The sequence below is a fragment of the uncultured Henriciella sp. genome (assembly GCF_964005855.1).
Taxonomy (GTDB): Bacteria; Pseudomonadota; Alphaproteobacteria; order Caulobacterales; family Hyphomonadaceae; genus Henriciella.
On the sequence record NZ_CAXFSW010000022.1, the window covers coordinates 23100 to 35888 of the forward strand.

Consider the following 12789-nt stretch of genomic DNA (forward strand, 5'->3'; position numbering starts at 1 on the left):
TGGGCCAAGGATGGGCCGAAAATCAAGTGAGAGCCTGTGAATGACCGGGCCGCAAGCGCGGATCAGGCCTTCAGGAATTCAATGAGATCCGTTGTCAGCTGGCCTGAATGTGTCGCAGGCAGGCCGTGCGGCGCGCCTTCATATTCCTTCAGCTCTGCATTCTTGGCGAGTTTGACAGCCTCGCGCCCGGTCGCATCGATGGGGACCGTCTGGTCGCCAGTGCCGTGAATGACGAGGAGCGGCACATCTATCGCATCGAAATCGGGGCGAAGGTCGGTCTTGCCGAACGCGTCGACACAGTCGAGCGTCGCCTTGGGTGAGGCCATCATCGCCATCTGCCAGGACCAGTGCAGCACTTCGTCGGACACGCCGCCGCCCTCGGTGCCATTGCCATAGAAATCCTTGAAGAAGCCGGCCAGGAATTGCTGACGGTTCTGGCGCAGCTCTGCCTTGATGCCTTCGAAGACATCTATGGGGGCACCGTCCGGATTGTCGTCGGTTTGCAGCATATAGGGCGCGATGGACGAAATCAGCGCCGCCTTCTTCACGCCCTTGCCGTCATGGCGCGACATGTAGCGGCAGACCTCGCCGCCCGCCATGGAGAAGCCGGCCAGCGTCGCATCCTTCAGGTCCAGTTCCTTGATGATCGCGTCAAGGTCATCGGACATCGTGTCATAGTCATAGCCGCTCCAGGGCTGTTCGGAACGGCCAAAGCCCCGGCGGTCATAGGAGATGACGCGGTAGCCCGCTTCGGCGAGTTTCACCGCCTGATATTCCCAGCTGTCGGCATTGAGCGGCCAGCCATGGATCAGGATGATGGGCTGTCCCTCACCCCAGTCCTTTACATAGATGTCGGTTTTGTCAGCACCCTGAATATACGGCATGTTTTCCTCGTTTCTTGCTCTTGAATCTCACCCAGCCAACGTGTCGGCAGCGGGGCTGTTCCGGCATGCGCCAATAGGCGAGCCATCCGATCCGGCTTGACTTGAGCGCGCCTTGCCGACACCAGAACGGCGATGCCCGATAATGCTTCGCCCCAGACCGATGCCCTGCGCGTGCTCGCCCTGCCAGAGCCGCTGAAGCTCGATTGCGGCGAGACCCTCGAACATGTCGATATCGCCTATGAGAGCTGGGGCACGCTGAATGAGGACAGGACCAATGTCGTTCTTGTCTGCCACGCGCTGACGGGCGATCAGTTTGCAGGCTCGCCCAACCCGGTCACGGGCCGTCCCGCTTGGTGGACGCGTATCGTCGGGCCGGGCAAGGCTGTCGATACCGACCGGTTCCATGTCATTGCGACCAATGTACTCGGCGGCTGTATGGGCACAACCGGCCCGGCGTCCAAGGCCCCCGATGGCAAGCCCTATGGGACGCGTTTTCCCGTCATCACCATTGCCGACATGGTCCGCGCCCAGCGCGCCTTTATCGAGGCGCTCGGCATCGACAGCCTGTTCTGCGTGATCGGCGGCTCCATGGGCGGGATGCAGGCACTCGAATGGGCCGCGCAGGCGCCCGATCAGGTCTTCACCTCCGTGCCCATTGCCACCTCGGCCAGCCATTCGGCCCAGAATATCGCCTTCTATGAGGTCGGGCGCCAGGCGATCATGGCCGATCCCGACTGGTGTGAGGGCCATTACCTCGCCGAGGGAAAACGCCCCTCACGCGGCCTCGCCATCGCCCGCATGGCCGCGCACATCACCTATGTCTCGGAAAGCGCCCTCAAGCGGAAATTCGACCGCGGCCTGCAGGACCGCGAACGCACCAGCTTCAGCTTCGATGCCGACTTCCAGGTCGAATCCTATCTGCGTTATCAGGGCAATTCCTTTGTCGACCGGTTCGACGCCAACTCCTATCTCTATGTGACGCGCGCGATGGACTATTTCGATCTCGCCTCGCGCCGTGAGGGGCGGCTGGCCGATGTTTTCAGGGGCACACCGGTGCGCTTCTGCCTGTTTTCATTCTCCTCAGACTGGCACTATCCGCCAGAGGCCAATCGCGACATCACCCGCGCGCTTGCTGCGGCCGGCGCCGAAGTCAGCTATCTCGATATCGAGTCCGACAAGGGCCATGACGCCTTCCTCCTGGAAGAGCCGATCTATGAAAAGGCGCTGACTGGCTTCCTGTCGGCCAATGCAGAATTGCGGGGCATCTAGTGGCAGGCTTTCCGCAGGTCCGCGCCGACCACAAGGCGATTGCCGCCCGCGTTGAGCCGGGGGCCCGTGTTCTGGACGTCGGCTGCGGCGACGGTGCCCTTCTTGACCTCCTGAAGCGTGAGAGAGGCGTGAAGGTTGGCGGGCTGGAGATTTCCAGCGAGCTTGCCGGGGTCGCCCTCGCGCGCGGTCTGTCGGTCATCCAGGGCGATGCCGACAGCGATCTGGAGGTCTTTCCCGACGATGGGTTTGACGTCGCCATCCTCTCGCAGGCGATCCAGCAGATGCGCCGGCCGGCCCATGTCCTGCGCGAACTGGCCCGGATCGCGCCGGACGTGATTGTTTCCTTCAGGAATTACGGCCTCTGGACGCGGCGCCTCTCGCTCATCCGCTCCGGCCGCATGCCGGGGCCGGGCTGGGCTCAGGCCGAAAATATCCTTCAGCCAATCACCGCGCTCGACATGATTGAGCTTGCAGACAGCCTCAACCTCACCACCGTCGCCATGGCCCCCGTACGCGGAGGTGTTGTCGGCGCTTTCCGCAAGTCGGGTCTTGCCCGCCTCAACTGGGGCGCAGACGAGGTGATCCTTCATCTCAGGCGCGCATAGAAAAACCGGCAGAAGCACGAAACTCCTGCCGGTTTTCTGAATACCGAAAAAAGAAAGAAGGGGCTTAGCCGCCCAGTGCCTGTTCGTTCTTCTCGCCGGTCCGGATGCGGGTGACGCTGTCGAGGCCCGAGACGAAAATCTTGCCGTCACCAATCGTGCCGGTATTTGCCGCGCTGATGATGGCCTCGACAAGACGGTCGATGTCGCCCGTCGCGCAGGCCACTTCCACCTTCACCTTCGGCAGCAGGCGGACCTCATACTCGGCACCGCGATAGACTTCGGTCTTGCCCTGCTGGCGTCCATAGCCTCGGACTTCCGAAACTGTCAGACCGGCAACACCGGCTTCACTCAGCGCGTCGATGACGGCGTCGAGTCTGCTCGGTTTGAAGATAGCGGTGATTAATTTCATGGCCCCAGAGCCTCCCATTGTTCAACAAGTTCGATGAAAGCGCGCCGTGTCAGGACGGTCAATGTGAGAAATTGGCCCTTTCCGGACGCTCTCACGCGCTGCCTCATTTCTAGGCAATTGTGCCACACCTTTGCGCCCACCCGCCAGACTCGTGGCCGGCGCGACGGCGCCACCGCCCGGTTTTGCATAGAGGTGTTTGACTGCTTCAACCATGACAACGCCGCCAAGGCCAGAGGCGGCGAACGCTCCGAAACTCTCAAATCCGTCAGCGGCCTGCGTCACCAGCCGCCAATTCAGCGGCGGCATATAGACGGCGGTCGTGCTGGCGGTCACCTGAAACAGATGGTCGTTCAGCCATTCGATCAGCTGGCGCCGTGTCCAGGGGCGTCCATGTCCAAATGGCGTGCCCTCGCTCAATGACCAGAGCCCCTTGCGATTGGCGACCACCAGCAGAACGCGCCCCTCCGGCGCCAGCACACGCCAGGCTTCGCGCATCACCGCGCGTGGGCTTTCCGCCTCCTCGACGGCATGCAGCAGGATGACCCGGTCGAAGACACCGTCGCCAAAGGGCAGGCGGTCTTCCTCGGCGATACAGGTCGACACGCCGCGATCTGTCCCGGCCCAGTAGCTGGCAGGCCAATGGTGCGGCGTCACGGCCATACAGGCCTGCGCATTTGCCGACAGGCCGGCCAAAAGCGGGTGGGCGTACCCCATGCCCAACACAGTCTGGCTGGCGCAATCGCCCCAGAGATCATTCAGGCGCTTGAGGAGCAGATAGCAGACCGTTTCTCCCAGTCCGGAGGCATAGAACTTTTCCAGATCGCTGGCCGTTAGTCTCATACAAGCCTTGTTTCACATTCCGCCTTTGGTTTTAAATGGTATCATGATCGAAATTCACCAGTTCCCCTGCCTGAAAGACAATTACGGCTTTCTCGCACACGACCCAGAGAGCGGCACGACCGTCGCCATTGATACGCCAGATGGTGAGAAATATCTGATCGAGGCCAGCAATCGCGGCTGGACCATCGATGAGATCTGGAACACCCACTGGCATCCCGACCATGCCGGCGGCAACGAGCTCATCAAGAAGGAAACCGGCTGCCGCATCCTCGGCCCGGCGGGCGAGGCTGAAAAGATACCCGGTATCGACCAGGACCTGTCCGGCGGCGATGAGATCGGCCTTGGCGACATGAAGGTGAACATCATCGACGTTCCCGGACACACGCTCGGCCATATCGCCTATCACATCCCTTCGGCGAAGACGGCCTTTGTCGGTGATGCGCTTTTCGCGCTCGGCTGCGGGCGTGTCTTCGAAGGGGATGCCGACATGATGTGGAAAAGCCTGTCGCGCCTGAAAGCGCTGCCAGCCGACACCACGATCTACTGCGCGCATGAGTATACGCAGGCCAATGCCCGCTTCGCCCTCAGCGTTGATCCGGACAATCCGGCGCTGACGGCCTATGCAAAGGAAGTTGAGGCAAAGCGGTCGCGCGGCGACTGGACGGTGCCGACCGTTCTCTCGCGGGAGCTGGAAGCCAATCCCTTCCTGCGGGCTGACGACGCTGACCTTCAGGCGGCCATGGGCCATGCGGGCGATCCCGTCGCGACTTTCGCGGAAATCCGCGCCCGCAAGGACAGTTTCTGAACATGCCCGCCATCTCCGGCGACCTCGGCGCGAATGAGATCATCCGCCTTCTGGGGCTCAAGCCTCACCCCGAGGGCGGCTATTACGCCGAAATCTACCGGTCTGAAGGCGAAGGCCGCGCGGCCTGCACGACGATCTATTATCTGCTGCAGGCCGACGAAGTCTCTGCCTGGCACCGCGTCGACGCCGATGAGGTCTGGGCCTGGCATGCCGGTGGCCCGCTGTCGCTGACACTCTCCCCGCCCGATGGAAAAGGCGCAAAGGCCCATCGGCTCGGACCGGACCTTCGCGCCGGCCAGCGCCCCCAATGCGTCGTGCCGAAAGATCACTGGCAGACCGCCGAAAGCCTCGGCGCCTGGACCCTCGTCAGCTGCTTTGTCGCGCCAGGGTTTGAGTTTGCGGGGTTCGAAATGGCCCCGGACAACTGGCGCCCCAAAGTCTAGGCGCTCACCCCGCCGTCAGGCCGCCATCCAGCACAAGTTCGGCGCCATGCATGTAGCTGCTCTCGTCGGAGGCGAGGAAAAGCATGCCGTTGACGATCTCCTGTATCGTGCCGGTCCGTCCGAACGGCACGGCCTCGCTCGTCATGCCCGCCAGCGTCGCATCGCGCGGCATATTGCTGGTCTCGGTCTCTTCTGTGCCGATCAACGTGTCCCAGATCGCGGTTGAGATGATCCCCGGGTGAATGGAATTGACCCGGATGCCGTCTTTCGCCTCGGCGCATTCAAGCGCGACTGACTTTGTGAAGCTCTTCACGGCCGCCTTTGTCGCACAATAGCAGGAAAAATTCGCCGTCGAGCGGATGCCAGCAACCGACGAGACATTGATGATGTTTCCGCTGCCTGCTGCGCGCATCAGGGGCAGGGCGTGTTTCACGCCCAGGAAGACGCCATCGACATTCACCGCCATCATCTTGCGCCAGAGCGACAGCTCCATCTCATGGACAAGGCCGGTCATCCCGATCCCCGCATTGTTGATGAGGACGTCGAGTTTGCCGTGTTGCTCTCGGATATTGGCGATGACGTTTTGCCAGGCCTCTTCAGAGGTGACGTCGTGCTCGATGAAGCTCGCCTTGCCGCCAGACCCCTTCACCTCGGCGACAAGTGTCTTTCCGGGCTCGGTTTCGATATCCGTCGCGACGATCACCGCGCCCTCCGCGGCAAAGCTGAGAGCGGCCTGACGACCGATCCCCTTTGCTGCGCCGGTGATACAGACGACTTGGCCTTCGAACTTTTTCCCCATCACGCTCCTCCCTCTGATTTCCGCGCTTTGATGCCGGTTTCAGAGAAGGTTTTCAGCATTATGAGAGGCGGGCAAGTCTGACGCGGCGGCAGGAGAAAAGGCGCGGCGCTTAAGCTGGAAAGCCGCCAGCTTTGCTGAGGCTGGAGCTCACCTCATGGCCGAGGACGGTCTCCAGCCACTTGGCGGTCTCGATGAGTTTGGGGAGGTCGAGTCCCGTCTCGAAACCGGCCCGCTCCAGCATGTAGACGACATCTTCTGTCGCTACATTGCCGGTGGCCGCCGGGGCGAAGGGACAGCCCCCAATGCCGCCGCAGCTCGCGTCGATCACATCGACCCCGATATCCACGGCAGCGGCCACATTGGCGAGCGCGGCGCCCCGCGTGTCATGGAAATGCATGCGCAGGAAGACATCCGGCGCCTCCATCAGGACCCGTTCGGTCAGCGCCTTCACCTGCCACGGCGTTGCCACCCCGATCGTATCGCCCAGCGCCAGCTCCCCGACGCCCGCGCGCTGCGCCCGTGCGGCAAGATTGGCGACAACGGCCGGGTCTACCTCGCCATCATAAGGGTCCCCGAAGGCGACGGAAATCGTCGCTGAAAGCGGTATTCCCGCCTCGTGGATCAGCGGCGCGCACTGCATCAGCATGTCGGCGCTCTCGCTCGGGCTCATGCCCTGATTGCGCTTGCCGAAGCCTTCGCCGGCAACCAGCACGAAATTGATCTCGTCGGCGCCTGCATCGATAGCGCGGCGCACGCCTTTCTCGTTCAGGGCAAGCGCGATGTGCCGGGTCGGCTTTGCGCGGTCGACCCCGGCGAAGACCTCCGCAGAGTCGGCCATTTTCGGCACGGCCTTGGGCGAGACGAAGCTGCCGGACTCCATCCGCTTCACACCTGCCTCTTCCAGCCGCTGAATGAATTCAAGCTTTTGCTGCGTGGTCAGATTGCCCGGGTCGTTCTGCAGCCCGTCGCGCGGGCCGACCTCTACGATGTCGATGCGCCGTGTCATCCAAATCCTCTCAATCGGTTCCTGCAGCCCGTGATATCGACCCGGACCGCAAAGCCCAAATTATGCGCGCACATTCGCTTCAAACCGCTCGGCGCCAATCACACCATCGAGAAGGCCCAATTCCAGGTCTTGGTCAGGCGGGCCATGCAGGACAGAGATGTCGCCCGTCGTTTCGGCGACGACAGCGTGCACCTGCTCAAACCGGGTTACATTGGCCTCCCGCAGCTTGGCGATCAGGTCGGCCCGTGTAATCTTCGCCTTCAGCATTTGTTTCTCGTCGATTTCCCCGCCCCACATGATGAGACGGGGCCGGTTGTCGACAATGGACTCCACGAAGCGAAAGCGCTTGCGCATCTCTGCGACAGCGGCCTGCATTGCAAACAGGATTACCATCGCGGCAATACCCTGCAGGAGCGGCGGGTCCTTGGCGATGAAAACGGCCGCCAGGATAGAGCCGGTCGCGATTGTGATGGCAAAGTCGAAACCACTCATTTTCGAGAAACTGCGCAGTCCGAAAATGCGGCTTAGCGCGATCACCGTGACATACATGCCAAGGCCCCCGGCCACCACCATGGCGGCGGCCAGCCAGCTCGTCATAATCCATTCTGTCATGTCTTGCGCCCTTCCCCTGCTTGATCCAAACAGAGCGCATGCCTGACACGTCAGTTCCCGCCCCGCTTTCCGGCCTGAGGGTCATCGAGCTTGGCCAGCTCATTGCCGGTCCCTTCTGCGCCCAGCTGCTGGGCGACTTTGGCGCTGAGGTCATCAAGGTCGAGGCGCCGGATGCGCCGGATCCGGCGCGTGGCTGGGGCGCGGTCAAGAAGGACGGCCAGAGCCTCTTCTGGCCCATCATCGCCCGCAACAAGAAATCCCTCACGCTCAATCTGCGCGAAGCCGAAGGCCAGAACATTCTGAAAGAGCTTGCGGCGACGGCCGATGTCCTGATCGAGAATTTCCGTCCCGGCACGCTGGAGCGCTGGGGGCTCGGCCCGGATGTCCTGCACGCGCTCAATCCGCGGCTCGTGATCGCCCGCATCTCCGGCTATGGCCAGACAGGCCCCGAAAGCGCCAAGGCCGGCTATGCCAGCGTAGGCGAAGCCAAGGGCGGGCTGCGTTACATGATCGGCGAACCGGATCGGCTTCCGGCGCGCGCGGGCGTCTCCCTCGGCGATACGATGACCGGCACCTTCGCCGCGCTCGGCACGATGATGGCGCTGTTTGCGCGGGAAAAGACCGGCAAGGGCCAGGTCGTCGATGCGGCCATCTATGAAAGCGTCATGGCCTTCATCGAGAGCATCATCCCTGAATATGCGCTCGCCGGCCATATACGCGAACGCACCGGCCCCATCCTGCCGCGCGTCGCGCCGTCCGGTGTCTACCCTTGCACCGATGGCATGGTCATCATTGGCGCCAACCAGGACACGCTCTATCGCCGTCTCGCAGGCATGATCGGCGCTGACTGGGCGGATGACCCGCGTTTTGCCACCCATGACGGGCGCGGCGACAACCAGCACGAGCTCGATGAGAAGATCGCCGCCTGGACCGGGGAGCGCACGGTCGATGAGGTGCTTGCCCTCTGCGAGCAGAACGGCGTGCCCTGCGGTCCTGTGAACACCGCCCGCGACATGCTTGAGGACGCCCATATCAAGGCCCGTGAAGCGATCATCCGTGTCGCCCACCCCATGCTGGGTAAGGTGCCGATGCAGGGCGTCTTCCCGAAACTCTCCGAGACGCCGGGCAAGGTCAGCCATACCGGGCCGGAGCTTGGCGCCCATACAGGCGAAATCCTCTCTTCCCTTGGCATAGACACCCCGCAGCAGACACGCCTGCGCGAACAAGGAATAATCTGATGACGGACTTCAAACCCCCGCTTTCCGGCGCCGCGCAGGACGAGGCCAAAGAGCTTCGTCCAAAATTCAACGCCGACGGCCTCATCCCCGCCATCGCGCAGGACGAAGCGACCGGCGAGATCCTCATGATGGCCTGGATGAATGACGAGGCGCTCCGCCAGACCATCGAGACCGGCGAGGCGACCTATTTCTCCCGCTCGCGCGGCAAGCTCTGGCGCAAGGGCGAAACCTCCGGCAACACCCAGACCGTCGAGCGCATCCTCATCGACTGCGATCAGGACACGCTCCTGCTCAAGGTCACCCAAAAAGGGCCTGCATGTCACACTGACCGGAAATCTTGCTTCTATCGCGAGGTATCTCGCGATGGTGCGCTTTCATTCACAGGTGAAGAAGCGTAAAAACCCCTCAGGCTGAATTTAAGGGGCAATTCATCATGAAAACACTGACACTCGTTTCGCTGGGTGCGCTGGCACTGGCCATGGCGGCCTGTTCGCCGGGTGAGGAACCGGCCGATGAAATGGCCCCGCCGCCGCCGCAGGAAACCGCGCCCATTGCCGGCGATACGGAGGCCGCAGAGCCGGGCGAGAGCGAAACCGCCAGCACGATGGCGGATGAGCCCGCCGGTGAGCTTCAGCTGATCAAGCTCGACTGCGGCACCATTGAGGTCTCGGATCTCGATATCTTCTCGGTCGAAGGCGACTATGCCGGCCAGACCGACACGTTCACAGACACATGCTGGCTGGTCCGCCACCCGGAAGGTGACCTTCTCTGGGATCTCGGCCTGCCGGGCGAGCTGGTTGAAGACGGTGAGCAGACGCAGGATGTCTTCACGGTCTCGCTGGAAAAGACGATTGCCGACCAGCTCCTCGAAATGGGCCTTGGCATGGATGACATCGAACTGGTGGCAATCTCGCACAGCCATTTCGATCATGTCGGTCAGGCCAGCGATATCGACCCGTCGACCACATGGCTGGTGAACGAGACCGAATATGGCTTCATGTTCCCCGAAGCGGGCAGTGAAAGCGAAGAGGGCGACGGCCAGGCCGAGAGCCAGTTCCCCGCTTTCGAGGCACTCGAGCGCCAGACAATTGGCGACAATTACGATGTCTTTGGCGATGGCTCCGTCATCATCATGGAGACCCCCGGTCACACGCCGGGCCATGCCTCGCTTCTGGTCAATCTGCCGGAAACGGGTCCTGTCCTGCTGACCGGTGACCTCTACCACCGCGAGGAAAGCCGTGAAGGACGCCGCGTGCCTTCCTTCAACAGTGATATCGAAGCGACCCGCGCCTCGATGGAGGCATTCGAGGCCCGCGCGGACGAGCTTGGCGCCATGGTCATCATCCAGCACGAGCCGGCCGACACCGAAGACCTGCCCGACGTGATGCGCTAGAGGGGCCTGCCCGCCAAACGCGCTTTTGAGCTTGCGTAAGCCCCGTCCTGAGCCTGTCGAGGGGCGGGGCTTCCTCGCCCGTCCCTGGCCGGCCTACTCGTCAGACATGCCCAGCATGTCCTTCAATATCGCGATTTCCGCATCGAAGGCGGCCGTGCCGGGCGCGACCAGTTCGACATGGCCGGTTCGGGGAATTTCGACATAGAGGGCCGGATCACCTGCGGCCCCTGCCTTCTCGCTATAGGCTTTTCCGAGCACGGGCGGGGCAATCTTGTCATTTGCCCCGTTGAGACTCACCTGCCGGACGCCAAGCGGCAGCATCTCGGCAGGTGAGGTGTCTGCAAAAACATTGGCCCGCTCCCCAATGGGCAGCCCGGTCAGCTTGTCCATGATATCGGCAAGACAGCCAGCCTGCGTCACCGGCGCGGACGCCTCAAGATCGGCGAGGCCTCCGACATTCACCACGCCCTTGATGGCAAGAGGGTCCGCCTCATAAAGCGGGCTCGTCTCCGGCAGCTTCGCACGCCCAGCCGCCCAGAGCGCCAGATGCCCGCCTGCCGAGTGGCCGATAGCGACGACATTCGACACGTCGAGACCGAGCGCCGGTCCGTATGCCCCGAGCGCATCCACCGCGCGGGCAACATCCTGATAAGTTCCGGGATATCCGCCGCCCGCCTCATCGACACCGCGATACTCGATATTCCAGACCGCCATGCCTTCATCACGCAGCGCTGCGGCGGCATAGTTCATCAGTGTACGGTCCGCGATGGCCTTCTGCCAGCAGCCGCCATGCACCATCAGCACGGTGGGATGCGGTCCCTCTCCCTCTGGTAGCCAGACATCCACGACATCGGTGTCGAGCGGGCCCGTCCGCACGCTTGTGCTGGCAGAGGGCAGGGCCTGGCCCGTGAGGTCCGGCCAGCTCATCAAGTCGGGCATCAGCGCCTCCTCTTGCGGCGCAGCGGGCGCCGCCGGTGCGATCTCGGGACTGGAGGCGCCGCACGCGCTCAGGGCAAACACTGCGCCCGCCGCAATCTGTACACGTGTCATTTTGCCCTTCCTGCGAAATCTGCTTCCATCTGAAGAATGAGGGGAGCATTGGCAAGAGAACCGATTGCACCACCAGGGGTTAATCATGGTTATGGCTTATCACCCGCCCAAAAGCCGCGACGAGGCCGTCGCAACCGACCGTCACGACATCCTCGCCCATGCGCGCGAGGCCTTCGACATGGAAGGCGGGCTTGTCTATCTGGTCGGCCATTCGCTGGGCCCGGCAACCCATAACGCACTCGATGCGCTGCATCAGGCCGCCCATTATGATTGGCGGCGCGGCCTTGTGCGCTCCTGGAATACGGCAGACTGGTTTACCCTGGCAAAGCGCACGGGTGGCCAGCTTGCCCGTCTCGTCGGCGCAAAACCGGCAGAGATCATGATCGCCGACAGCGTTTCGGCCAATCTCTACAAGCTCGCCTCGGCCGCCGGCTCACTCGCGGCCAGCTCTGACCTTATCGTTGAAGAGGACGAGTTTCCGACCGACCAGTATGTCATCGAAGCGCTGGCCGGGATGTCAGGCGTCACCTTCCATCGCGCCGCGCCGGGGGAGGGGCTCGGCAAGCTTGCTGAAACCGGCGGCGTCCTGGTCCACAGCCTGATCAATTACCGCACCGGCGCCCTGCGCGACATGGCGGCCGCCGAAAAGATCGCCGCTGACTGCGGCGGTGTCATCGTCTGGGATCTCAGCCATGCGACGGGCGTCGTTGACGTTTCCCTGTCAAAGGCCGGCGCGCGTCTCGCGGCAGGCTGCACCTATAAATACCTCAATGGTGGGCCGGGCGCGCCCTCCTTCCTCTATGTGCGCAAGGACCTGACCGGCAAGCTGGAAAGCCCGCTCCCCGGCTGGATGGGCCACGCCCGCCCCTTCGCCTTCGAAGCCACGTACACACCGGCAGAAGACATTACCCGCTTTGCCAATGGCACACCGCCCATCCTCTCCCTGGCCGCGCTGTCCGGCGCGCTCGAAGCCTTTGAGGCGCTGGACATCTCCCTTGTCGTGGCCAAGGCGCAGGCCCTGGGTGATCTCGTAACCCGCCGCGCCGGTGAGCTTGGACTCGATATCCGCTCGCCGCTGGACGCCAGTAAACGCGGCGGCCATGTCAGCTTCGCCCACCCCAACGCGCATGAAATCGTGCGTGCCCTTGCGGCGCGCAACATCCTCGCCGATTTCCGCGCGCCCGACACGATCCGCTTCGGCCTCTCCCCGCTCTTCCTGCGCTTTATCGATGTCTGGGACGCGATGGACGCGCTCGCCGACATCCTGGAAACGAAAAGCTGGGACAAGGACGAATACCGCAAACGCGCGGCGGTGACCTGAGCAGGGCGTCTCGCGCGAAAACACCGCCCATGCACCCCGGATGCACCGCCGGAGCACCGCGCCTGCACTGGCTTTGCACCAATAGTTTCCGCCCCCGCTCGCGCCCGGCCTAGTC

15 protein-coding genes are annotated in these 12789 nt (G+C 62.9%); 8 read left to right on the forward strand and 7 right to left on the reverse strand.

Annotation, left to right across the window (positions count from 1 at the left end; genetic code table 11):
* Positions 1 to 62: 62 nt before the first annotated feature.
* Entirely contained in the window at positions 63 to 884 is an 822-nt protein-coding gene (locus tag ABNU55_RS14385; protein WP_290755117.1) for an alpha/beta hydrolase, read from the reverse strand.
* A 132-nt stretch (positions 885 to 1016) separates the two neighbouring features.
* Here ABNU55_RS14385 and ABNU55_RS14390 point away from each other — a divergent pair, with 132 nt between their 5' ends.
* Together ABNU55_RS14390 and ABNU55_RS14395 are read left to right on the forward strand one after the other, a co-directional pair.
* On the forward strand, positions 1017 to 2153 hold the full coding sequence (locus ABNU55_RS14390; RefSeq protein WP_290755118.1) for a homoserine O-acetyltransferase: 1137 nt from the start codon (positions 1017 to 1019) through the stop codon (positions 2151 to 2153).
* On the forward strand, positions 2153 to 2758 hold the full coding sequence (locus tag ABNU55_RS14395) for a methionine biosynthesis protein MetW (RefSeq protein WP_290755119.1): 606 nt from the start codon (positions 2153 to 2155) through the stop codon (positions 2756 to 2758). Before ABNU55_RS14390 ends, ABNU55_RS14395 begins: the two co-directional genes overlap by 1 nt.
* Positions 2759 to 2822: 64 nt before the next feature.
* Here the strand turns inward: ABNU55_RS14395 and ABNU55_RS14400 are convergent, their stop codons facing one another.
* Together ABNU55_RS14400 and ABNU55_RS14405 are read right to left on the reverse strand one after the other, a co-directional pair.
* Positions 2823 to 3167: a P-II family nitrogen regulator gene (locus ABNU55_RS14400; protein WP_290755121.1), complete on the reverse strand. Its 345-nt coding sequence runs from the start codon at positions 3165 to 3167 to the stop codon at positions 2823 to 2825.
* A 21-nt stretch (positions 3168 to 3188) separates the two neighbouring features.
* Positions 3189 to 4007, reverse strand: coding sequence for a methyltransferase domain-containing protein (locus tag ABNU55_RS14405; protein WP_348764500.1), 819 nt, complete (start codon positions 4005 to 4007; stop codon positions 3189 to 3191).
* Positions 4008 to 4050: 43 nt separating this feature from the next.
* Here ABNU55_RS14405 and gloB point away from each other — a divergent pair, with 43 nt between their 5' ends.
* Complete coding sequence (gloB, locus tag ABNU55_RS14410; protein ID WP_290755125.1) at positions 4051 to 4812, forward strand: hydroxyacylglutathione hydrolase; 762 nt, start codon at positions 4051 to 4053, stop codon at positions 4810 to 4812.
* A 2-nt stretch (positions 4813 to 4814) separates the two neighbouring features.
* Entirely contained in the window at positions 4815 to 5255 is a 441-nt protein-coding gene (locus tag ABNU55_RS14415; protein WP_290759813.1) for a cupin domain-containing protein, read from the forward strand.
* 4 nt (positions 5256 to 5259) lie between these two features.
* Here the strand turns inward: ABNU55_RS14415 and ABNU55_RS14420 are convergent, their stop codons facing one another.
* The 3 genes from ABNU55_RS14420 to ABNU55_RS14430 form a co-directional block, all read right to left on the reverse strand.
* Positions 5260 to 6054, reverse strand: coding sequence for a glucose 1-dehydrogenase (locus tag ABNU55_RS14420; RefSeq protein WP_290748620.1), 795 nt, complete (start codon positions 6052 to 6054; stop codon positions 5260 to 5262).
* Positions 6055 to 6163: 109 nt separating this feature from the next.
* The gene (locus ABNU55_RS14425) at positions 6164 to 7060 is read right to left on the reverse strand and encodes a hydroxymethylglutaryl-CoA lyase (RefSeq protein ID WP_290748618.1); all 897 of its coding nucleotides are present in this window, start codon (positions 7058 to 7060) and stop codon (positions 6164 to 6166) included.
* A gap of 60 nt (positions 7061 to 7120) precedes the next feature.
* Positions 7121 to 7672, reverse strand: coding sequence for a YetF domain-containing protein (locus ABNU55_RS14430; protein WP_290748616.1), 552 nt, complete (start codon positions 7670 to 7672; stop codon positions 7121 to 7123).
* A gap of 38 nt (positions 7673 to 7710) precedes the next feature.
* On the opposite strand from ABNU55_RS14430, the gene ABNU55_RS14435 reads away from it, so the two are divergent.
* From ABNU55_RS14435 to ABNU55_RS14445, 3 genes are read left to right on the forward strand one after another with little or no spacing between them, the layout of a single operon-like run.
* Positions 7711 to 8910, forward strand: a complete 1200-nt coding sequence (locus ABNU55_RS14435; protein WP_290748614.1) for a CoA transferase — start codon at positions 7711 to 7713, stop codon at positions 8908 to 8910.
* The gene (gene hisI, locus ABNU55_RS14440) at positions 8910 to 9308 is read left to right on the forward strand and encodes a phosphoribosyl-AMP cyclohydrolase (protein WP_290748611.1); all 399 of its coding nucleotides are present in this window, start codon (positions 8910 to 8912) and stop codon (positions 9306 to 9308) included. The genes ABNU55_RS14435 and hisI overlap by 1 nt, the downstream gene beginning before the upstream one ends.
* Positions 9309 to 9343: 35 nt before the next feature.
* Positions 9344 to 10303 carry an N-acyl homoserine lactonase family protein gene (locus tag ABNU55_RS14445; RefSeq protein WP_290748609.1) on the forward strand — a complete coding sequence of 320 codons (960 nt, stop codon included), beginning with the start codon at positions 9344 to 9346 and terminating at the stop codon, positions 10301 to 10303.
* A gap of 93 nt (positions 10304 to 10396) precedes the next feature.
* On the opposite strand, the gene ABNU55_RS14450 is transcribed toward ABNU55_RS14445, so the two are convergent.
* Positions 10397 to 11353, reverse strand: a complete 957-nt coding sequence (locus ABNU55_RS14450) for an alpha/beta hydrolase (protein ID WP_290748607.1) — start codon at positions 11351 to 11353, stop codon at positions 10397 to 10399.
* Between the two features lie 85 nt (positions 11354 to 11438).
* On the opposite strand from ABNU55_RS14450, the gene ABNU55_RS14455 reads away from it, so the two are divergent.
* Positions 11439 to 12674: an aminotransferase class V-fold PLP-dependent enzyme gene (locus ABNU55_RS14455; RefSeq protein ID WP_290748605.1), complete on the forward strand. Its 1236-nt coding sequence runs from the start codon at positions 11439 to 11441 to the stop codon at positions 12672 to 12674.
* Positions 12675 to 12789: the final 115 nt, after the last annotated feature.